General features: G+C 68.1%; 22 protein-coding genes and 1 pseudogene. 15 read left to right on the top strand and 8 right to left on the bottom strand.

From position 1 onward, the window contains the following. Positions 1-228: 228 nt before the first annotated feature. The gene (locus ACP7AB_RS10895) at positions 229-1,338 is read right to left on the bottom strand and encodes a DUF4167 domain-containing protein (protein WP_425991197.1); all 1,110 of its coding nucleotides are present in this window, start codon (positions 1,336-1,338) and stop codon (positions 229-231) included. A 333-nt stretch (positions 1,339-1,671) separates the two neighbouring features. Further along, positions 1,672-2,556, bottom strand: a complete 885-nt coding sequence (gene prmC, locus ACP7AB_RS10890; RefSeq protein WP_425991198.1) for a peptide chain release factor N(5)-glutamine methyltransferase — start codon at positions 2,554-2,556, stop codon at positions 1,672-1,674. A gap of 86 nt (positions 2,557-2,642) precedes the next feature. On the opposite strand from prmC, the gene ACP7AB_RS10885 reads away from it, so the two are divergent. The 6 genes from ACP7AB_RS10885 (at position 2,643) to ACP7AB_RS10860 (ending at position 6,236) form a co-directional block, all read left to right on the top strand. Then, a complete protein-coding gene (locus ACP7AB_RS10885) occupies positions 2,643-3,884 on the top strand; it encodes a YihY/virulence factor BrkB family protein (RefSeq protein WP_425991199.1) in 1,242 nt (413 codons plus the stop codon). 42 nt (positions 3,885-3,926) lie between these two features. After that, positions 3,927-4,196 (top strand): hypothetical protein, encoded by a 270-nt coding sequence (locus tag ACP7AB_RS10880; protein ID WP_425991201.1) that lies wholly within the window; start codon positions 3,927-3,929, stop codon positions 4,194-4,196. Between the two features lie 184 nt (positions 4,197-4,380). Next, positions 4,381-4,593, top strand: coding sequence for a cold-shock protein (locus ACP7AB_RS10875; protein WP_298158945.1), 213 nt, complete (start codon positions 4,381-4,383; stop codon positions 4,591-4,593). 119 nt (positions 4,594-4,712) lie between these two features. Beyond that, the gene (locus ACP7AB_RS10870; RefSeq protein ID WP_425991202.1) at positions 4,713-5,432 is read left to right on the top strand and encodes a heme ABC transporter permease; all 720 of its coding nucleotides are present in this window, start codon (positions 4,713-4,715) and stop codon (positions 5,430-5,432) included. A gap of 13 nt (positions 5,433-5,445) precedes the next feature. Continuing rightward, positions 5,446-5,640: a heme exporter protein CcmD gene (gene ccmD / locus ACP7AB_RS10865; RefSeq protein WP_425991203.1), complete on the top strand. Its 195-nt coding sequence runs from the start codon at positions 5,446-5,448 to the stop codon at positions 5,638-5,640. Beyond that, the gene (locus ACP7AB_RS10860) at positions 5,637-6,236 is read left to right on the top strand and encodes a DsbE family thiol:disulfide interchange protein (protein WP_425991204.1); all 600 of its coding nucleotides are present in this window, start codon (positions 5,637-5,639) and stop codon (positions 6,234-6,236) included. The genes ccmD and ACP7AB_RS10860 overlap by 4 nt, the downstream gene beginning before the upstream one ends. On the opposite strand, the gene ACP7AB_RS10855 is transcribed toward ACP7AB_RS10860, so the two are convergent. Next, on the bottom strand, positions 6,233-7,135 hold the full coding sequence (locus ACP7AB_RS10855; protein ID WP_425991205.1) for an ATP-grasp domain-containing protein: 903 nt from the start codon (positions 7,133-7,135) through the stop codon (positions 6,233-6,235). The genes ACP7AB_RS10860 and ACP7AB_RS10855 overlap by 4 nt on opposite strands. Continuing rightward, entirely contained in the window at positions 7,108-7,926 is an 819-nt protein-coding gene (locus ACP7AB_RS10850) for a hypothetical protein (protein ID WP_425991207.1), read from the bottom strand. The genes ACP7AB_RS10855 and ACP7AB_RS10850 overlap by 28 nt, the downstream gene beginning before the upstream one ends. Between ACP7AB_RS10850 and ACP7AB_RS10845 the strand changes: the two genes are divergently transcribed. After that, complete coding sequence (locus tag ACP7AB_RS10845) at positions 7,925-8,935, top strand: adenosine kinase (protein ID WP_425991208.1); 1,011 nt, start codon at positions 7,925-7,927, stop codon at positions 8,933-8,935. The two genes, ACP7AB_RS10850 and ACP7AB_RS10845, sit on opposite strands and share 2 nt — an antisense overlap. On the opposite strand, the gene ACP7AB_RS10840 is transcribed toward ACP7AB_RS10845, so the two are convergent. The 4 genes from ACP7AB_RS10840 to ACP7AB_RS10825 form a co-directional block, all read right to left on the bottom strand. Next, positions 8,932-9,417 carry a hypothetical protein gene (locus ACP7AB_RS10840; protein ID WP_425991209.1) on the bottom strand — a complete coding sequence of 162 codons (486 nt, stop codon included), beginning with the start codon at positions 9,415-9,417 and terminating at the stop codon, positions 8,932-8,934. The two genes, ACP7AB_RS10845 and ACP7AB_RS10840, sit on opposite strands and share 4 nt — an antisense overlap. Before the next feature lie 20 nt (positions 9,418-9,437). Further along, positions 9,438-10,031 (bottom strand): Smr/MutS family protein, encoded by a 594-nt coding sequence (locus tag ACP7AB_RS10835; protein ID WP_425991211.1) that lies wholly within the window; start codon positions 10,029-10,031, stop codon positions 9,438-9,440. Positions 10,032-10,035: 4 nt separating this feature from the next. Further along, positions 10,036-10,275: a helix-turn-helix domain-containing protein gene (locus ACP7AB_RS10830; protein WP_425991213.1), complete on the bottom strand. Its 240-nt coding sequence runs from the start codon at positions 10,273-10,275 to the stop codon at positions 10,036-10,038. A gap of 111 nt (positions 10,276-10,386) precedes the next feature. After that, positions 10,387-10,980 carry a DUF2975 domain-containing protein gene (locus ACP7AB_RS10825; protein WP_425991215.1) on the bottom strand — a complete coding sequence of 198 codons (594 nt, stop codon included), beginning with the start codon at positions 10,978-10,980 and terminating at the stop codon, positions 10,387-10,389. 597 nt (positions 10,981-11,577) lie between these two features. On the opposite strand from ACP7AB_RS10825, the gene rdgB reads away from it, so the two are divergent. The 8 genes and pseudogenes from rdgB to ACP7AB_RS10785 all read left to right on the top strand — a co-directional run bounded on the left by rdgB (position 11,578) and on the right by ACP7AB_RS10785 (position 18,239). Next, positions 11,578-12,180, top strand: a complete 603-nt coding sequence (gene rdgB / locus ACP7AB_RS10820) for an RdgB/HAM1 family non-canonical purine NTP pyrophosphatase (RefSeq protein ID WP_425991217.1) — start codon at positions 11,578-11,580, stop codon at positions 12,178-12,180. Beyond that, on the top strand, positions 12,173-13,351 hold the full coding sequence (gene hemW, locus ACP7AB_RS10815) for a radical SAM family heme chaperone HemW (protein ID WP_425991219.1): 1,179 nt from the start codon (positions 12,173-12,175) through the stop codon (positions 13,349-13,351). The genes rdgB and hemW overlap by 8 nt, the downstream gene beginning before the upstream one ends. A gap of 37 nt (positions 13,352-13,388) precedes the next feature. Beyond that, a complete protein-coding gene (gene rsmI / locus ACP7AB_RS10810) occupies positions 13,389-14,264 on the top strand; it encodes a 16S rRNA (cytidine(1402)-2'-O)-methyltransferase (protein WP_425991221.1) in 876 nt (291 codons plus the stop codon). Next, a complete protein-coding gene (locus ACP7AB_RS10805; protein ID WP_425991222.1) occupies positions 14,261-14,665 on the top strand; it encodes a YraN family protein in 405 nt (134 codons plus the stop codon). Before rsmI ends, ACP7AB_RS10805 begins: the two co-directional genes overlap by 4 nt. A gap of 41 nt (positions 14,666-14,706) precedes the next feature. Next, positions 14,707-15,522 (top strand): SirB1 family protein, encoded by an 816-nt coding sequence (locus ACP7AB_RS10800; protein WP_425991224.1) that lies wholly within the window; start codon positions 14,707-14,709, stop codon positions 15,520-15,522. 125 nt (positions 15,523-15,647) lie between these two features. Further along, a complete protein-coding gene (gshB, locus tag ACP7AB_RS10795) occupies positions 15,648-16,598 on the top strand; it encodes a glutathione synthase (RefSeq protein ID WP_425991226.1) in 951 nt (316 codons plus the stop codon). 88 nt (positions 16,599-16,686) lie between these two features. Beyond that, positions 16,687-17,613, top strand: a pseudogene (locus ACP7AB_RS10790) (YifB family Mg chelatase-like AAA ATPase); the annotation flags it as partial. 155 nt (positions 17,614-17,768) lie between these two features. Next, positions 17,769-18,239, top strand: coding sequence for a hypothetical protein (locus ACP7AB_RS10785; RefSeq protein WP_425991228.1), 471 nt, complete (start codon positions 17,769-17,771; stop codon positions 18,237-18,239). Positions 18,240-18,768: the final 529 nt, after the last annotated feature.

The raw sequence follows: 18,768 nt of genomic DNA, 5'->3' as shown, positions 1-18,768 counted from the left end.
GATCGATCCTCCTCAACCGATCCCGGCGCGCGGTTGAGCGCCTCGGCCGGGGCGCGGAGGTCGAGCGGCCTGGTCTGATGGTCGCGGCGGCCGGAGACACGCGGACCCTCGCGTGGTCAGCGCCGCGGCGACGACAGGCAGAACGAAGCCCATGACGCATCCTCCGGCGCCGGAGGATGCGTCATGGGCGGCGTCATCGTAATCTTGAGATTGTTGTTCGCGGAGAGACTACTCGCCTTCGGCGGGAGTCTCGGCCTTCTTTCGCGGGGCCCGGCGCTTGGGCGCGGGCGTTTCGCCGGCGTCCGAGGGGGCGGGCGCCTGTGCGACGGGAGCGGCCGAACGGGTCAGGAAGCCGGGCAGGCTCTGTGTCGTATCGGCCTGCGCCTCGGCGCGCGGCGCACGGGTGCGACGAGCCGGACGATCCGCCTGTTCCGGCGCGGCGTCCACCGGAGCGGCGTCGACCGGCGGCGTATAGGTCACGGGCGCGGTAGAAGCGATGAAATCGCCGCCTTCGCGCGCATTCTCCGAACGAGCGCCGTCGGTGCGGCCCTCATTGCGTCCGCCTTCGTAACGCCCGCCCTCGGAGCGACCGCCTTCGGCCTCTTCATAGGTGCGGGTGTCGGGCGTGCCCCCTTCGGCTTCATAGCGGCGGTTGCGTTCATCGCGACGACGCTCCCAGCGTTCGCGGCGGGTCTCACGGCGACCGCCTTCGCCCTGGACGTCGCCGTCGGCGCGCGGCTGGCCGCCGTCCTGGTTGTCGCGGGCCTGGTTGTCGCGGGCCTGGTTGTCGCGGGGAGGACGCGGAGTCCATTCGCGGTCGCGGTTCTGGCCTTCACGGTTCTGGTTTTCGTCGCGAGGCGGACGCGGCGTCCACTCGCGTTGCTCGCGCGGCTGCTGCGCGCCCTGGGCGGCCTCGGCGTCGCGGGCGTCGCTCTGCTGCTGGATGCGGTCGGCGGCCTGTTGCGCGGCGAGGAAGGCGGCGGCCTGGGCCCCCGTCTCGTCCTCGAAGTCGATGTCATAGCCCTGGTTCGACAGTTCGCGCGCGGCGATCTCGGAGACCGGCCGCTGCGGCTGCAGGGCGCGCAGGACGCGGAAATAGTGCTCGGCGTGCTGGAGATAGTTCTCGGCCAGCACCCGGTCGCCCGACGATCCGGCGTCGCGGGCCAGCTGCTGATAGCGCTCATAGACGGTCTGGGCGTTGCCGCGGACCTTGATGTTCTCGGGACCTTGCGAGTCCCACGAACGGTTCGGGTTCGCCGCATTGGCATTGCCGCCACTGCCGCCACCGGGTTTCCGGTTGCGACCGCGCTGACGCTTCATGCCCTTGAAATCTCGCATCGAGGCTTACCGTGCTGGTTTGGCGTGTCCCTGCGCGATGATGGCGAGGGTGTCAGGCCGGGTGTCTGTGGTTCCGGTTCGCTTGGGGGCCAATCCCCGGCGGCGATGTGATCGGAAGGACCTTTGTCGCCCGTCGTGGTCCGCAGGCAGTGAGCACCGCCGACCTTCACGCACGTCCCGGCCGAGCGTCGCTGGACCTGAAGCGGTTCAGCAAGATGCGGAAGGGAGGGAGACAACCAAGGACTTAGCGCGCGCCGGGGAGGTTTCCAAGGGGTTTGTTTACGGCGTCGCCTCCCCGTTCGCCGCCTGGCGAATGGGCAGGAGACATCAACCTCAGCCCTGACGGATCGGCGTCGTGCGCAGATCCGGACCGTTAGTCACCACGCGGTTCCGGTCGCCCAGGTCCTTGACCACCTTGACGTCCGTCAGGCCGGCGGCCTCGAACAACGCCTTGACCGCCTCGCCCTGGTCCCAGCCGATCTCGACGGCGAAGACCCCGCCGGGCTTGAGGATGCGGGCGATCTCCGGCGCGAGGTCGCGATAGGCCTGAAGCCCGTCCGGCCCGCCGTCCAGCGCCAGCAGCGGATCGTGATCGCGCACCTCCGGGTCCAGGGCGGGAATATCGTCGGACGGGATATAGGGCGGATTGGAGACGACCAGGTCGAAGCTGTGATCGCCGAACCCGGCCGCCCATTCGGTGCGCAGGAAGGCCGCGCGGCCGTCGAGGTCAAGGTTCGCCGCATTCTCCTTGGCCACCGCCAGGGCCTCGGACGAGATGTCGGTGCCGACGCCATGCGCGCCCGGCCGATCGCCCAGCACTGCGAGCAGGATAGCGCCTGACCCCGTCCCGAGATCAATGACGCTGAAGGTCTGGGCCGGTTCGAAGGCCAGCATGGCGACGTCGAGGATGGTCTCGGTGTCCGGGCGGGGGCTGAGCACGTCGGGGGTGACGTTCAGCATGATCTTCCAGAAGCCCTTGCGGCCCAGGATGCGCGACACCGGCTCGCGGCGCAGGCGGCGTTCGACATAGCCGGCCAGGGTCGCCGACTGGTCGGGCGTCAGGCGCCGGTGTGGATCGGTCAGGATGTCCAGCCGGCTGGCGCCGGTCGCGGCCTCCAGCAACAGGCGGGCGTCGATGGCCGGGCTGTCGATGCGGGCGGCCTTTAGCTCGCCTTGCGCACCCTTCCAGGCGGCGACGAGGGTGGTGGGTTCGGTCATGACCGTCCAGTGCCCCACGCGCGGTTTTCAGGCAAGGTGTCGAGCCTGGCCGGAACGTCACCGGCGCCCGGACCGTTCACTCGCCGATGCAGCTTGCGCCGCCGACCCGAACACCCGACCGCCGGAACCTGATCTCCGGGCCCTGGGCCCTCCTTGGCGCGATCGTCGGGGGCCTCACCGCCGGGGCCGGGGCCGCGCACCTGCTCTACACCCAGGGTCACAAATACGGGGTCGAACTGAGGCCCCATCGGCCCGAACCGACGCCGCCCAGCCCGCCGACGCCGGAAGATTACGAGGCCCGCGAGCCCGGCCGCGGCCGCATGGCCGAACGGCCCCATGAGATTCCGCACAAGGGCTGGATCGACATCGCCTGGCGCGTCGGCGGCTCGTATTTCGGCGACCGCGTCGGATTCGTTTCGGGCGGGGTGACCTTCTTCATCCTGCTGTCGCTGTTCCCGGCGCTGGCGGCGTTCGTCACCATCTACGGCCTGTTCGCCGATCCGAACGACGCATCGGGGCGGATCGCCTTCCTCTATTCGGTGCTGCCCTCGAACGTGGCCCAGTTCATCAATGCCGAGCTGACGCGACTGGCGGCCGGATCGACCGGCCAGCTGACCTTCACCCTGGTCTGGACCCTGGTCCTGTCGCTGTGGACGGCCAACAACGGCATCAAGACCTTGTTCTACGGGCTCAACGTCGCCTACCACGAGGTCGAGCGGCGCAATATCGTCCAGTACAATCTGCTGGGGTTCGCCTTCACCCTGACGGGGCTGGCGTCGGTGCTGATAACCGCAGCCCTGGTCGTGGGCGTGCCGATCGCGCTGGGCGTCTTCGGCCTGGCGGACGAGTGGGAGAGACTGGCTCCCCTGCGCTGGCCCCTGCTTTTCATCGGCTATGTCGGGGCGCTGACCGTGATCTACCGCTTCGGCCCATGCCGCCAGCGGGCCCGCTGGCGTTGGCTGACGCCAGGGGCGCTCTTCGCGGCGACCCTCAGCGTGCTCGTGTCCTTCATCTTCAGCTGGTATCTGACGAACTTCGTGCGGCTGGACTCCTACGGTCCGCTGGCGACCGCCATGGGCTTCCTGCTGTGGACCTGGATTTCCGTTCAGGTGATTCTGATGGGCGCCGAGGTGAACGCCGAGATCGAGCACCAGACCGCCATCGACACCACCACCGGCTCGCCCGCTGCGATCGGCGAGCGCGGCGCGGTCATGGCCGACAGTATCGGTCCGCGTCGCGGCAGCCCCGCCGCTCTGACCTTCACCCTGAAGCACGCCGAGGCCCTGGCCGACCGGCTGTCGCGCCGCCGCAATCGTCCGCGAGCGTGAGCGGAGTCGCAAATCCGGACGGCGGAGCCTATCTCTCTGTCTATGAGCAACAACTTTCGCCCGACCACCCTCGAACGCGCCTACGAACTCGCCCGCAGCGGCGAGTGCCGCACGGTCGGCGACATCAAGACGCGCCTTCAGCAGGAGGGCCACGAGCGTGTCCAGGATCGCCTGTATGGCGGCTCGCTGACGTCCGCCCTGCGCAAGCTCTGCGTCGCCCACTACATCGCCCCAGAGGGGGGAGAGGACGCGCCCGCGTCGGCTGATTCCGACCTCGAAGATGGAGACGAGGACGGCCCGGTTCCGGCCTGACGACTCGCCGAATCAAGACTCAGGTTGTGCACAGGGCGTTTTGCGTCTATATGAGCGCTGTCGCTCTCTCTGCGTAACGCCCCTCTCTCTTTGCGAACGCACCGAGTTTCTGGCCGATCCCATTCAGACCCGACAGGCTTCAGGCGCTCTTGCCTGATGCAAACTGCTAACGGAGGTCCTTAAAATGGCTACCGGCACTGTCAAATGGTACAACTCCACTAAAGGCTACGGCTTCATCGAGCCCTCGGACGGCGGCAAGGACGTGTTCGTGCACGTTTCGGCCGTTGAAGGCGCAGGCATGAACGGCCTGAACGAAGGCCAGAAGGTCTCGTACGAAGTCGAACGCGACCGTCGCACCGGCAAGGAATCTGCCGGTCAGCTGAAGGCCGCTGAATAGTCCTTTACGGATTTTTCAAGTGACTGACGGGGTCGGGGCGAAAGCCCCGGCCCCGTTTTCGTATCCGCGACCCGGCGTGCGCTTGCTCCATCCCGCCGTGGCGCGTAATCGCGCGGACGATGTTCGGCCTCGCCAATCCCGCCCGCTTCATGAGTTTCACCCGGCCGCTGACGCCGGTGCTGTGGGCGATCGCGGCCGTGCTGCTGGTGGTTGGCGTCTGGCTGAGCTTCGCGGCGCCCGGCGACTATCAGCAGGGCGACACGGTGCGGATCATGTTCGTGCATGTGCCGGCCTCGACGCTGGGCCTCGGCGCCTATGCGACGCTCGGCGTTTCCAGCTTCTTCGCCCTGGTGTTCCGCCATCCGCTGGCCGACGCGGCGGCCCGCGCCGCGGCCCTGCCCGGGGCGGCCTTCACGGCGCTCGCCCTGATCACCGGCTCGCTGTGGGGCCAGCCGATGTGGGGCACCTGGTGGGTCTGGGACGCGCGCCTGACCTCGGTGCTGGTGCTGTTCCTCTTCTACCTCGGATACATGGCCCTCAGAGCCTCGATCGACGACGAACAGAAGGCCGCCCGCGCGGCCGCCGTCCTCGGTCTCGTCGGCCTGATCAACCTGCCGATCGTCAAGTTCTCGGTCGACTGGTGGAACACCCTGCATCAGCCGGCCTCCCTGCTGCGTGCCGGCGGATCGAGCCTCGACCCTGTCTTCCTCGCCCCGCTGCTGATCATGATGGCGGCCTATGGGGCCCTGTTCCTGGCCCTCTGGCTGACCGCGATCCGCACCGAGATCACCCGCCGTCGGGTCCAGACCCTGCGCGCCCGACAGGCGTTGGAAGCATGAGGGAGTCAGACTGATGCCCGATCTCGACATGAGCCCCTACGCCGCCTTCGTCTGGCCCGCCTGGGGGATCAGCGCCCTGGTGCTCGGCGCCGTCATCGCCGGCGCCGTCTCGGCTTCGCGTAAATGGAAGGCCGAGCTGAAGCGGCTTGAGGACGACGGCGAAGCCGTGGCTCAAGTGGCGCAAAGCGCGACAGGCGACCAAAAATGAGCCGATGGTTTTCGATTGTCCCGCTGGTCGTCCTCGCCGCGCTGGCGGCCCTGTTCATCGGCTGGTCGCTGAAGCGTGATCCCCAGTTCAAGCCGGACGCCCTGGTCGGCCAGACCGTGCCCGAGACCGTGCTGCCCATCCTTCAGGACGGCGTGGCCGGGCCCCAGAACGTCGACATCCGCACGGCCGGCGTCGGCAAGCCGATGATCGTCAACGTCTTCGCCAGCTGGTGCGCCCCCTGCCGCCTCGAGCATCCGCGCCTCTTGGCCCTGGAGGCGCAGGGAATCGCCGTCGTCGGAGTCGCCTACAAGGACGAGCCCGAGGCGACCCAGGCCTTCCTCGACGAACTCGGCGACCCCTTCGCCATGGTCCTTGTCGACCGGGAAGGCCGCGCCGGCCTCGACCTCGGCGTGTCGGGCGTGCCCGAAAGCTTCGCCGTCGACGCCATGGGCCGCATCGTCGCCAAATCCTCCGGCCCCTTGGTGACCGACGAAGACGTCGAGCGCCTGACCGCGGCGCTGGTCGCCCCGTCCCGGCCGCTGCCGACGGCAACGACGCTCGATGAAGCGCAAGAGCGGCGCGACGCCGCGAACTAGGCGCCGCTGGACAGTCTCGCCTTCACGGCTTCGGCGAACAGACGACCGCCGTCCGGAGCCTGGGACAGATAGAAGTCGGGCTCGACCAGTTCCGCCTCCATCAAGACCCACCCCGCAGGGGACTCGACCATGTCGATGCGGGCGTAGAGCAGGGGCTCTTCGATCGCGGCCAGCACCCGCTCGGCCAGGGCGACGGCCCCGGCGGGCGGCTCGGCGACATAGACATAGCTGCCGCCGTACTGAACCTGGACACGGAAATCACCCGCCGTGGCCCGCTTCATGACCGCGTGGCTGAACCGCCCTCCGAAGAACAGCAGGGACAGCTCTCCGTCGGCCACCAGTTCGGGCAGGAAGGGCTGGATCATCGCCGCACCGTCGGGGGCGTCGGTCAGGGTCTCGCCGCGCGAGACCTTCACCGTCTTCCATGCCCCGCCGGAGACGGTCGGTTTCACGACAAGGGTGTCGGTTCCGAACCGGCCGAAGGCGGCGTCGACCTCGGCTTGCGTGACTTGATCGCTCCAGGCCGTGGGCGGGATCGGGATCCCTGCGGTCTCCAGCCGACGCAGATAGGATTTGTCGGAGTTCCATCCCAGCACCGAGGCCGGATTGGCGATCCGCACCCCGGCCCTGGCCCACAGGGTCGTCGCCGCCAGCCAGTCGGCGTGCCGCTCATAGTAGCCCCAGGTCAGGACGCCGAGCACCAGCGGATAGCCGGTCAGGCCCGACGCGTCCTCGACATGGTCGGTCCAGGCGGTCGGGACGGCGCTCACATCGGCCATGGCCAGGGCGGTCGACAGCCGCTCCAGCACGACGGGCCAGTGGCTCTTGTAGGCCGGGTCGTCGGCGGCGGGCGTCAGGATGGCGATCTGGGTCAGGGCGCGGTCTCCAGCGAGGAACAATCGCCGCCGAGGGCCTGCGATCCTTGCGCTGCCCGATAGCCCAATTCGCGATTTCCCGATGTTGAAATCAGATAGGTCAGGGTGCGACCTGGCTCGGCGCCCGCCTCGACGACCCAGGCCTCGATCGGACCGTCGGGGGTGCGCACGGTCTCCGATCCGACGACCCGCAGCGAGAAGGTCCCGAACCCCTTGTCGTACTGCCAGTAGGGCAGGGAGAACGTCGCGCCCTCGGCCAGAGGCAGGGCGGCGAAGGTCTGGCCGAACAGATTGCCCTCCCAGACCGGCCCGGTCAGGGGGACGTCGATGGGCGTGGAGACGCCGCCTTCGATCCTCTCGCCGGTGATCCGGTCAGGGCCATAGGCCAGGCGCACATGGACCTGACCCTGGCGGGTGTTGATCAGGGAGATCGGCCGCAGGTTCGCGGCCTCCAGCAGAAACTCGTCGCGCATGTCGAAGGCGCCGCCGTTGACCGACTGATGCACGACCACCCGCAGCACGGGATAGCCTGCGACGGTGTCGCGCTCGATCGTCTGCCAGGTCACGCCAATGGGCCGCGAGGCGCCGTCGCGGGTCATGCTCAGGGTGAAGCATTTTCGCTCCTCGCTGATCCGCCCGCCATCCGGGACGACCGTCGGCGCGGCGATCTGAAGGGCGAGGGCGGCGAGCAGGCTGAGCATGGCGATCTCCCGGAAGGCGGCAGCGATCTTGCGAACCGCCGGTCGGGCGGCAAGTGAAGCTTCGGTAATCCGCCTCTGGCGCGTGACGATCCGGCCCGCTATGGGGCGCGCCATGACCCAGAACACCGCCACCTATGACGTCTGCGCCGTCGGCAATGCCATCGTCGACGTCCTGTCGCCGTGCGACGACGCCTTCCTGACCGCCCAGTCCCTGACGCCCGGCTCGATGCAGCTGGTCGACGAGACCCAGAGCGCGGCCCTTTACGACGCCATGGCGGCGGGCGTGGAGGCCTCGGGCGGCTCTGCCGGCAATACGGTGGCGGGCGTCGGAAGCTTCGGCGGTCGCGCCGCCTATGTCGGCAAGGTCGCGCCGGACACCCTGGGCGAGGTCTTCAGCCATGACATCCGCGCCTCGGGCGTCCACTTCGACACCCCCGTTCTGGATGGCGGCGCCGGCACCGGTCGCTGCCTGATCAACGTCACCCCGGACGGCCAGCGCACCATGTGCACCTTCCTGGGCGCGGCGAACCAGCTCGGGGTCGAGGACATCGACGCCGAGCTGATCGGGTCCAGCGCCATCGTCTATCTGGAAGGCTATCTGTTCGACCCGGCCCCGGCCCGCGCCGCCTTCGAGGCCGCCGCCGCCGCCGCCCACAAGGCGGGCCGCAAGGTCGCCATCACCCTTTCGGATACCTTTGTCGTCGCCCGCTGGCGCGCCGAACTGCTGGCCTTCATCGAGGCCTCGGCCGACATCGTCCTGGCCAACGAAGGCGAACTGGCCGCCCTGTTCGAGACGGATGACTTCGACGCCGCCGCCGCGAAACTGGCCTCGATGGTCGAGATCGCCGCCGTCACCCGCGGCGAGCACGGCTCGGTCATCCTCTCGGGCGACGAGCGGGTTTCGGTCGCCGCCTATCCGGTGGCCAAGGTCCAGGACACCACGGGCGCCGGCGACCAGTACGCCGCCGGCTTCCTGCTGGGCGTCGCACGCGGCCTGACGTTGGAACAGTCGGGCCAGCTCGGCTCGCTGGCCGCCTCGGAAGTGATCGCCCACTGGGGTCCGCGTCCGATGGTGAAGCTGGCCGATCTGGCCGCCGAGAATGGCCTGACGCTGACCGTCTAGTCCGCCGGGGGTTCCGCATCGAAGGCCTTGCGCCAGGCGCGCAGGCCTTCGTCGTCGACCAGATTCGCGACGGGGACGGTGGCGTCGATCGACAGCCTTGACGCGACGTTGCGACCATAGGTCACGAACCACTCACCCTCGCGCCCCGACAGGGCGTCGAGGAAGGGAATGGGTCCGCAACTGGTGAAGGTCGTGTGGCGGATGGCGATCCGGTCGGCCGGCAGATCGCCCTTGAGCGCCAGCGACGGGACGAGCATGGCGCTGAACCCGTCGCCCCCTGCCAGTTCGATGCGCTCTAAGGCGCTGGCCTGGGACAGGAAGATCACGTCGGACCGGGCCCACAGCTCGGCCTGACGATTTCTGACACGCTCTGCGGCGGCGTCCGGAGAGGCGTCAGCAAGTGGCGAACAGGCCAGAGCCGGCGCCGCAAATGCGGTCAAGGCGACAGCGAAAACCCATATGGCGAGGCGGTTTGCGGTCATCTCGATCCTCCGCCTTCGGGCTAGCGTTTCAATGTGACGTAAATCGCACCGTCGCCGCCGTGGCGCCGGTGGGCCATGGCGAAGCCGGAGACGATGCCGCGCAGGGCGTGGCCCTGGAGCCATTCGTGGATCGAGGCGCGGATGACGCCGCCGCCCCCTCCTTGCGAAAGACGGCGTCCCTGACCCGTTACGACGAGTACGGCGCGGAGGCCGCGCGCCCGGGACTGGGTCAGGAAGGCACGCAGCTGGTCCTCAGCCTCGAACCGGCCAAAGCCGTGCAGGTCGATGGAGGCCTCGATCGGATCGCGCTCGCGCGACAGCCGGCGCTGACGGCGAGGTTCCAGCTCCTCGGGCACGGACCGGGGCGCGGGCGTGGGCGTGGGCTTCGGAGCCGGAGCGGCGCCCCGGATTTTCGTAGACGACTTCGGCCTGCCCAGCACCGGCAAGCGGGGCGCCGCCTTGATCGTCTCGGGCTTCAGCGGCTCATCGGCCAGGATAGCGCCCGGCGTCACGCGCGCGGCCTTTCGGGTCTTCGGAGGCGTGACGGAGCCGGAAACCCGGGCCCAGATGCGGCGGTCCTCGGTCGTCAGGTCGGGAGGCGGTCGCCGCGCCACGGGATCAGGCGTCTTCGCCGTCGGCGTCCGGCTCCGGCGGACCGGGCTCAAAGACCAGCAGGTCGCCCGGCTGGCAGTCCAGTTCGCGGCACAGGGCGTAGAGGGTCGAGAACCGGACGGCCCGCGCCTTGCCGGTCTTCAGGATCGACAGATTGGCCAGGGTCACCCCCACGCGGTCCGCCAGCTCAGTCAGCGACATGCGCCGCTCGACCAGGATTCTGTCCAGTTGAACCCGTATCGCCATTCTAGTGGCCCTTCGGGGCGCTACCGCTCGCCCCCCGGTCCGATCTTCGATCGGCCGGAGGACAGGCTAAGCGGTCGCTCGCTGCTTGAGCGCGCGGGCCGGCTCTTGCGGTCATATGGTCAACTCGGATTCCCGGCGCAGACGCGCGCCTTCCTTGAACACCTCGGCCAGGACGAAGACGACCAGGACCGAGAACACCGGGGTCAATAGCTCGCCGACCCCCTGCGAATCCATCACGCCGGGCGCCAGGCGGGCGGCGACCAGCCCCTGGATCAGCCAGACGCCGCCGGTGACGACGGCGAGGATCAGGCCGATCTGGCGCAGGCGGCGCACGTTCTCGGGACGGAACGGATCTCCCACGGTCAGGGTGCGGAAGATCATCCGCAGATTTCTCAGGATCAGCAGGAACCCGCCGAAATAGGCGGTCAGGGCCCCCACGCCGAACAGTAGCAGGGGCCGGGTCAGCGGCTGCTGGCGACCGCCGGATTCGTTGGAGACGGTGATGTTCAGATTGGCCAGTGGAATGAAGATCGAGGCCAGGAAGACCAGCAGCAGCACCGCGGTGATGATCATCAGAAGCACATAGGCCACGTCCAGCGCGATCTTCAACAGGCTGGAAACAGAGCTGGGTCCGAGGGTCTTGAACGGCGCGCGGATGCCCCTGGGCATCTTCGGCAGGCGCAGCTCAGGCCGGGTGAGGGGCATCGACAGCTCGGAAAGGACACTGGACCGGAAATCTTGGCCGCGAGGACCGCGTGGGGTTCGGGAACACCCCTACGCGGTCTTATACAGCGCGATCTTCTTCAACGGCGAAGCCTTCTTTTGTGTTGCTATCGCTCGGCTCGCGGAGCCTCGCTGCCTGAGCAACGAAAGGGGGGTCTCTTCTCTTCGACGGTCGCTTAAGCAATGAGCGACCGCTTAGCCTGTCCTCCGGCCGATCGAAGATCGGACCGGGGGGCGAACGTTAGCGACCCTGGTTAGAAAGACTGCACCAGGATGGCGACCAGGGCGGTCGGCAGGGCGGCGAGCAGGGCGGCGTTGATCAGCACCGCGCCGACCTTGTCCATCATCAGCGAGGCGTTCATCGTGTTCATCGTTCTATCCTTCGATCCTGAGGCGGGTCATTAATGCCCACTTCTGTGTACCACGGGGTTCGGATTTGCCCTTATGGGTCTTTCCGGGGAACGTTGTGGCCGCCGTTCTTGAGATCATAGATAGGACGTGCGGGTCGGCTAGTCACGTTACATATCGTTTAACGATATTAAACTTAGGCAATGAAATGTTTCAAGAGCGTGATCGCGTATGAAGCTTAAGCTTATCAAGGGGATGCGGCTCGTAGCCGCCACTCACAACGCCGGAAAGGCGCGGGAAATCGATGCACTTCTGGACGGACATTACACGGTGGTCACCGCCGGGGAGTTGAATCTGCCAGAACCGGCAGAAACCGAGACCACTTTTGTCGGCAACGCCATGCTGAAGGCGCGTCATGCCGCTCAGTTTTCGGGAGAAGTCAGCCTGGCCGACGATTCCGGCCTGTCGGTCGCGGCCCTGGACGGCGCCCCCGGCATCTTTTCGGCGCGCTGGGGCGGGCCGGAGCGGGACTTCGCCGCCGCGATGCGAAAGATCGAGACGCGGCTGGAGGAGCTGGGGGCGATGGACCCGTCGGCCTGGTTCACCTCGGCCCTCGCGGTGGCCTGGCCCGACGGCCCCTGTGTGGTGGTCGAGGGGCGGGTCGACGGGGTCGTCACCTTCCCGCCACGCGGCGAGCACGGCTTCGGCTACGACCCGCTGTTCATTCCTGACGGCCACGACCTGACCTTCGGCGAGATGACGCCGGAGCTGAAGGACAGCCTCAGCCACCGCACCCGCGCCTTCGCGATGCTGAAGGCGGCCCTGATTGACTGAGCCTCGCCCCCGCGCCGCTGCGCCGAAAGCGGGGAATGACGCCGTGGCCCTCTACGTCCACTGGCCCTACTGCGCCCGTATCTGCCCCTATTGCGATTTCAACGTCGTACGTGATCGGGGCTGGCGCGAGGAACAGGCTGTGCTGGTCGAGGCCATCCTGTGCGATCTGGAGGCCCAGGCGGCGATGTTGGGACCGCGCCCGCTGGCCTCGATCTTCTTCGGCGGCGGCACCCCGTCGCTGATGCGGGCGGAGGACGTGGCGCGGGTCATCGAGCGGGCGCGGACGCTGTTCCCCGACGGCGGCGTGGAGATCACGCTCGAGGCCAATCCCACCGACGCCGAAGCCGCCCATTTCGCCGCGCTGAGACAGGCGGGGGTCAATCGCCTGTCGCTGGGGGTCCAGTCGCTGGACGACGCGGCCCTGAAATTCCTCGGTCGCAACCACTCCGCCGACGAGGCGCGCCGGGCCATCGCCGTCGCCGCCGGCGTCTTCGACCGGTTGTCGATCGACCTCATCTACGCCCTGCCGGGCCAGACGGTCGCCGTCTGGAGTGCCGCCATGACCGAGGCGCTGGCCATGGGGTTCGAGCACGTCTCTCCCTACCAACTGACCATCGCCGAGGGCACTGCCTTCGCCCGCGCGACCGAACGGGGCTCGCTCGTGCCGCCCGACGAGGACACGGCCGCCGACCTCTACGAGGCCACCCAGACCGTCCTCGGGGTCGCCGGGTTCGAAGCCTATGAGGTGTCCAACCACGCCCGGGATGCCGCGGCCCGCTCCGCCCACAACCTGCATGTCTGGCGCGGCGGCGACTATGTCGGCGTCGGCCCCGGCGCCCACGGGCGGCTGACGCTGCAAGGCATCCGCACCGCCACGGTCGCCCACCGCCGCATCGCCGCCTATGTCGAGGGCGTCGCGGCCGGAACGCCCTGGTCCGACCAGGAGATGCTGGACCCCCGCGCCGCGGCCGAGGAGCGTCTGTTGCTGGGCCTGCGCACCGTCGAGGGGGTGGCCCTGGCCGATCTGGCGGCGCTGGGCCTGTCGCCTGCGGCCGATCCTGTCGCGGACCTGATCGCCGACGGCTTCCTCACGTTCGCCGACGACCGCATCGCCGCGACCGCTCAGGGCCGCCCCGTCCTCGACGCGGTGCTGAAGGCGCTGCTCACCTGACCTTCGCTCGGGCGGCGGATTGTGGCACGGTCGGGCGATGAGCGAGCCCAGCCCCTTTCCCCCGACCGCGCCGCCGCCCCGGCCCGTGTCGCCCGGGCTCTATCTGGTCGCCACCCCGATCGGGAACCTCAGGGACATGACGCTGAGAGCGCTCGACGTCCTCGCCGCAGCGGATCTGGTCCTGGCCGAGGACACCCGTGTCACCGCCAAACTGCTCTCCGCCTACGGGTTGAAGGCGAAGCTGGAACGCTGCGACGATCACGCCTCGGCCCATGCCGCCGAACTGGCCATCGAGCGGGTGCGCAACGGTCAGGTCGTGGCCCTGGTCTCCGACGCGGGCACGCCGGTGATCTCGGACCCCGGCTTCGTCGTCGCCCGTGCCTTCATCGCCGCCGGCCTGCCGGTGCATCCGATCCCCGGCGCCTCCAGCCTGCTGGCCGCCCTGTGCATCGCGGGCCAGCCGTCCGACCGGTTCCTGTTCGCCGGCTTCCTGCCGCCCAAGTCCGCCGCGCGGAAGACGGCGCTCGCCGAGGTCAAGGCGGCGCGCCAGACCCTGGTCTTCTTCGAGAGCGGCCCGCGTCTGGCCGCCAGCCTCGCCGACATGGCCGAGGTGCTGGGTCCGCGCCCCGCCGCAGTCACCCGCGAACTGACCAAACTCTATGAGGAGGCCGTGCGCGGCACCCTGGGCGAACTTGCCGTCGACCCGCGATGCGACGGCCCCAGGGGCGAGATCGTCATCGTCATCGGCCCCGGTGAGGTCGAGACCGCCAGCGCCGCCGATGCGGACGCGGCCCTGACCGAAGCCCTCGCGCGCCTGGCTCCCGGAGAGGCGGCGTCCGAGGTGTCCCGCGCCCTCGACCTCCCGCGAAAGCCCCTCTACCGCCGGGCGCTGGAGCTTCAGGGCAAGGGATGAGGCCGTCGAAGGTTCGCGCCGTGCTTCCCGCCAGGCCGAAAGCGGCATGGCGTCAGGCGTTGGGCGGGCAGGCGTTTCGCGAGGGTCACGGCGCCGAATGGCTGGCCGCCGCCTTCCTGATGCTGAAGGGCTATCAGGTGCTGGGTTTCCGTCTGAAGACCAGGGGCGTGGAGATCGACATTCTCGCCCGACAGGGGAAGACCGCCGTTGTGGTCGAGGTTAAACGCCGCGCCACGATCGAGGCCGCCCTGAACGCCGTGGATCCCCGACAGCTAGAGCGACTGCGTGCCGCCGGCGCCGCACTTTTGCGCCAAAGGCCCAGCCTGGCCGGTCTTGCATTGCGGATCGATACCGTAGCGCTGGCGCCGGGACGAGTTCCGCGCCATCGTCGCAATCTCTAGTTTTCACCGGGGGGTGAAAACAGGTCGTCGGGGGACGGGCCGTGACGCGCGAAGAGGCAGAAGTCGCACTGGAAGAGGCCGGTCGGGCCGACGACGACGCGTTCCCGCTGCTGGACGCGGCCATCGCCTGCGCCCTGCATGACTATCCGTTCCGCGACTCCTCGCCGGCCCGCGTCCTCGCCGACGCCGCCGCCGAACGGCTGGCCGAGCGCATCGGTGGCGAGAGCCCCGACGACGCCCTGGCCGAGACCATGGCCGCCGACCTGCGGCTGAACGGCGACCTGCTGCGCTATGCCGATCCGGCCAATACCGATGTGCTCGACGTCGCGGAGCGGAGGCGGGGGCTGTCGGCGGCGCTGGCCGTCTTCTATCTCGACGCCGCTCGCCGCGCGGGCGTGAAGGCCCAGGGCGTCGACTTTCCCAACCATTTCCTGCTGCGGGTCGAGACCCCCTCTGGTCCTGTTGCGCTGGACCCGTTCAGCCAGGGCCGCGTCGTCATGCCGTCGGAGCTGACCCGCCGCGCCCTGCGCGCCGGCCTGACGCCGCACGTCGCCGACCGTCTGGACGTGCTGATGGCCCCGGTCAGCGACCGTGTGTGCCTGATCCGGCTGCAGAACGTCCTGTTCAGCCGCGCCATCAAGGCGGGGGACTATCTCTGCGCCGAACGGTCGGCCGTCCGCCGCGCCCTGCTGGATCCCGAGGATCACCGGCCGTGGCTGGATGTCGCGGCGGCGCGCGAGAAACAGGGCGCCCTGACCGGCGCCCTCGAGGCCCTGCGTCGCGCTCGCACCGTGGCGGGGCAGGACGACGAGATGCATCAGATGGCCGCCGACCGGCTGCGGATGCGGCTGAACTGACGCTTCTGCTTGGAACCGTCGCGCTTCGTACTACTTGAAAGCCATGCGCGAACGCGCTCAAGCAGCGAGGCGCCCCAACCTTCAACGAGGGGCCGAGCGGTAGCGCACCAAGGAAATCCTTCTCCATGCTCAAAGTCGCTATCCAGATGGACCCCATCGAGGCGGTCAATATCGCCTCGGACACGACCTTCTTCCTGGCCATGGAGGCGCAGCAGCGCGGTCATCCGCTGTGGGTCTACGACTTCCGCACCCTGGCGCTGGAGGACGGCGCCCTGTTCTGTCGCGCGCGTCCGGCCGTGATCCGTCAGGTGCATGGCGACCATGTCACCCTCGGCGACGAGGTGAAGCTCGATCTCGGCCGTGACGTCGACGTCATCCTCATGCGCCAGGATCCGCCCTTCGACATGGCCTATGTCACGGCCACCTATCTGCTGGAGACGGTCCATCCGCGCACCTTGGTGGTCAATGACCCGGCCGAGGTCCGGTCGGCGCCGGAGAAACTGTTCGCCACCCGGTTCGAGGGCGTCCAGCCCCCGACCCTGATCTCGTCCGATCCCGTCGCCCTGGTCGATTTCCACGAGCGTCACGGCGATGTGGTGCTGAAGCCGCTGCACGGCGCGGCCGGCTCCGGCGTCGTCCGCCTGAAGGCCGGCGATCCCAACCTGGAGGCTCTGATCGAGATCCACATGGCCGGATCGCGCGATCCACTGGTGATCCAGAAATTCATCCCCGCTGTGTCCAAGGGCGACAAGCGCATCATCCTGATCGACGGCGAGCCGGTCGGCGCCATCAACCGCGTCCCGGCCGAAGGTCAGGTGCGGTCCAACCTGCGCGTCGGCGGCACGGCCGCGCCGGTCGAGCTGACGGCCCGCGACCTGGAGATCTGCGCCATCATCGGGCCGGAGCTGAAGGCGCGCGGCCTGCTGTTCGTCGGTATCGACGTGATCGGCGACTACCTGACCGAGATCAACGTCACCTCGCCGACGGGCGCCGTGCAGCTGAAGGAATTCACCGGTATCGACGCGGCGGCAATCCTTTGGGACGTGATCGAGGCGAAACACGTTCCGAGCGCATAACAGCGCTCTTGCAATCTGCGCAGGTTCATGGTTCGTTCTCCTCGCGCTCAAGTAGCGCGACGCGCGGTAGCGCGGCAAGGAGAGCATCATGCTGGCCAGTATCGCGACGGTGGCGTTCGAGGGGGTCGAGGCGCGGCGCGTCGCCGTCGAGGTGCAGCTGGTCGGCAACGACGGCCCCACCATCTTCTCCATCGTCGGTCTGCCGGACAAGGCGGTGGCCGAGAGCCGGGAGCGGGTGCGCGGCGCCTTCGCCGGCATCGGCCTGGCGCTCCCGGCCAAGCGGATCATCGCCAACCTGGCCCCCGCCGACCTGCCCAAGGAGGGCAGCCATTTCGACCTGCCGATAGCGCTTGCCCTGCTGGCCGCCCTGGGGGTGATCCAGCCGGACGCGCTGGAGGGGTGGGCCGCTCTGGGCGAACTGGGGCTGGACGGACGCATCCAGCCGGTGGGCGGAACCCTGCCCGCCGCCGTCGCGGTCGCCTCTATGGGGCTCGGCCTGATCTGTCCCGAGGCGAATGGGCCGGAGGCGGCCTGGGCGGGCGACGTCCGACTCCTCGCGCCGCGGTCGCTGATTGGCCTGATCAATCACTTCAAGGGTACGACCGTGCTGCGCGCGCCGGAGCCGGGGCCGGTGAAGATCGGAGCGAGCGCCGCCGACCTGCGCGACGTCAAGGGACAGGAGAGCGCCAAGCGGGCGCTCGAGGTGGCCGCTGCCGGGGGGCACAATATCCTGTTCGTGGGCCCGCCGGGCTCGGGCAAGTCGATGATGGCCCAGCGTTTGCCCGGCCTGCTGCCGCCGCTGACGCCACAGGAACTGCTGGAGACCTCCATGGTCTGGTCGGTCGCCGGACTGATCGAGCGGGGCGCCCTGACGCGCGACCGGCCGTTCCGTTCGCCCCACCATTCCGCCTCCATGGCCGCCCTGACCGGCGGGGGCTTGCGCGCCAAGCCGGGCGAGGCGTCCCTGGCGCACAACGGCGTCCTGTTCCTGGACGAACTGCCCGAATATTCCGTCATTGGGTAGCAAACACACCTAGACAGGCCTTTGCGAAAACACTGTAAAAACATAGCCTTGAGCCGACTTCGATCGCCGATCGGTCGTGGTCTGCCATACGGCTTGTGGTTCAGTCCGTCGCTGGGGGATCGGCACCACCGACATAGACCGATGACATGTCTAAACCCAATGACGTCGTGCCAGAAGGAACGGCTCAGCCGAACGTCTTGCACGCACTTACCAAGAAGCGGTCTGAGATCGCCGGTCAGATCGAACACAACCAACTCTCGCTCCGCCGGTTGATCGCCGAGCTCGATCACATTGACGCCGCGATCCGCATCTTTAACCCGGCGATCGACATTTCGGCCATAAGGGCGAAACCGGTCCCGCCTCGTCACGCCGCTTTCAAAGGGGAGGTCACACGCCTCGTCCTCGACTCCCTACGCGAGGCTGACCGTCCCCTGACGTCCAGGGACATCGCAGTCCTTCTTATGGAAGACCGGGGTCTCAACCAGGACGATCGAGACCTGTCGGTCATCATGGTTAAACGCATCTGCGCCTGTCTTCGTGTGCAGCGTCAGAAGGGCTTGGTTCGCAATGTCCCGCTAATCGGCAACCTCCAGGGCTGGGAGGTCAGCAATGACTGAGCCGATGAGGTTTTGGCGCGGACGCCGTCTTTATCACATTATGCCTGATCGCTCGGGTGCTGGGTTCATCGGCCTGTGTGACGGCCGCCTAGTCGGAAGCGCGCTCGACCGGCATTCCGTGATGAGGATGATCCTGCTGACCCAACCCTGGCGACGGTGAGCACGGCCAAAGAACCGTGAACTGTGAAATTTTCGCGACAAGCCTTGTTCTTGGTCTGTTCGAACCCACTTCGGGATAAATCGAGGGGTTCATGGGCCTGCAAGACATCGACGGGTTCACCGCAGCGGCGACAGCCGAAGAACTGCTGATTGACGTTGCGGGGCGCATACAGCTCTCTCGCACGAAGCACGACCAGGCGGTCACGCATTACGAGGCGCTTTGCGCTCACGTTGACCGTCAGGGAAGTCTCTTAGAGCCTGAACGAAAAAGAAGTTGGGTGATTTCAGTTCGTTGTGATTCTGTCGGAGTTGCGAAGCTTCGATGGAGACCACGATGGCCTGGACCGAAACCACCCGCCACCAGTATCGG

Source organism: Brevundimonas sp. TWP3-1-2b1 (assembly GCF_049896165.1).
Classification (GTDB): domain Bacteria; phylum Pseudomonadota; class Alphaproteobacteria; order Caulobacterales; family Caulobacteraceae; genus Brevundimonas; species Brevundimonas subvibrioides_B.
Note: the sequence above shows the minus strand (reverse complement) of the source record. Positions and strands in the feature narration are given on the sequence as shown.

Bases quoted from the DNA above. Each gene is read 5' to 3' on its own strand.
- ACP7AB_RS10895 (WP_425991197.1), bottom strand. From the start codon at position 1,338: ATGCGAGATTTCAAGGGCATGAAGCGTCAGCGCGGTCGCAACCGGAAA.
- prmC (WP_425991198.1), bottom strand. From the start codon at position 2,556: ATGACCGAACCCACCACCCTCGTCGCCGCCTGGAAGGGTGCGCAAGGC.
- ACP7AB_RS10885 (WP_425991199.1), top strand. From the start codon at position 2,643: ATGCAGCTTGCGCCGCCGACCCGAACACCCGACCGCCGGAACCTGATC.
- ACP7AB_RS10880 (WP_425991201.1), top strand. From the start codon at position 3,927: ATGAGCAACAACTTTCGCCCGACCACCCTCGAACGCGCCTACGAACTC.
- ACP7AB_RS10875 (WP_298158945.1), top strand. From the start codon at position 4,381: ATGGCTACCGGCACTGTCAAATGGTACAACTCCACTAAAGGCTACGGC.
- ACP7AB_RS10870 (WP_425991202.1), top strand. From the start codon at position 4,713: ATGTTCGGCCTCGCCAATCCCGCCCGCTTCATGAGTTTCACCCGGCCG.
- ccmD (WP_425991203.1), top strand. From the start codon at position 5,446: ATGCCCGATCTCGACATGAGCCCCTACGCCGCCTTCGTCTGGCCCGCC.
- ACP7AB_RS10860 (WP_425991204.1), top strand. From the start codon at position 5,637: ATGAGCCGATGGTTTTCGATTGTCCCGCTGGTCGTCCTCGCCGCGCTG.
- ACP7AB_RS10845 (WP_425991208.1), top strand. From the start codon at position 7,925: ATGACCCAGAACACCGCCACCTATGACGTCTGCGCCGTCGGCAATGCC.
- ACP7AB_RS10850 (WP_425991207.1), bottom strand. From the start codon at position 7,926: ATGGCGCGCCCCATAGCGGGCCGGATCGTCACGCGCCAGAGGCGGATT.
- ACP7AB_RS10840 (WP_425991209.1), bottom strand. From the start codon at position 9,417: ATGACCGCAAACCGCCTCGCCATATGGGTTTTCGCTGTCGCCTTGACC.
- ACP7AB_RS10830 (WP_425991213.1), bottom strand. From the start codon at position 10,275: ATGGCGATACGGGTTCAACTGGACAGAATCCTGGTCGAGCGGCGCATG.
- ACP7AB_RS10825 (WP_425991215.1), bottom strand. From the start codon at position 10,980: ATGCCCCTCACCCGGCCTGAGCTGCGCCTGCCGAAGATGCCCAGGGGC.
- rdgB (WP_425991217.1), top strand. From the start codon at position 11,578: ATGAAGCTTAAGCTTATCAAGGGGATGCGGCTCGTAGCCGCCACTCAC.
- rsmI (WP_425991221.1), top strand. From the start codon at position 13,389: ATGAGCGAGCCCAGCCCCTTTCCCCCGACCGCGCCGCCGCCCCGGCCC.
- ACP7AB_RS10805 (WP_425991222.1), top strand. From the start codon at position 14,261: ATGAGGCCGTCGAAGGTTCGCGCCGTGCTTCCCGCCAGGCCGAAAGCG.
- gshB (WP_425991226.1), top strand. From the start codon at position 15,648: ATGCTCAAAGTCGCTATCCAGATGGACCCCATCGAGGCGGTCAATATC.
- ACP7AB_RS10785 (WP_425991228.1), top strand. From the start codon at position 17,769: ATGTCTAAACCCAATGACGTCGTGCCAGAAGGAACGGCTCAGCCGAAC.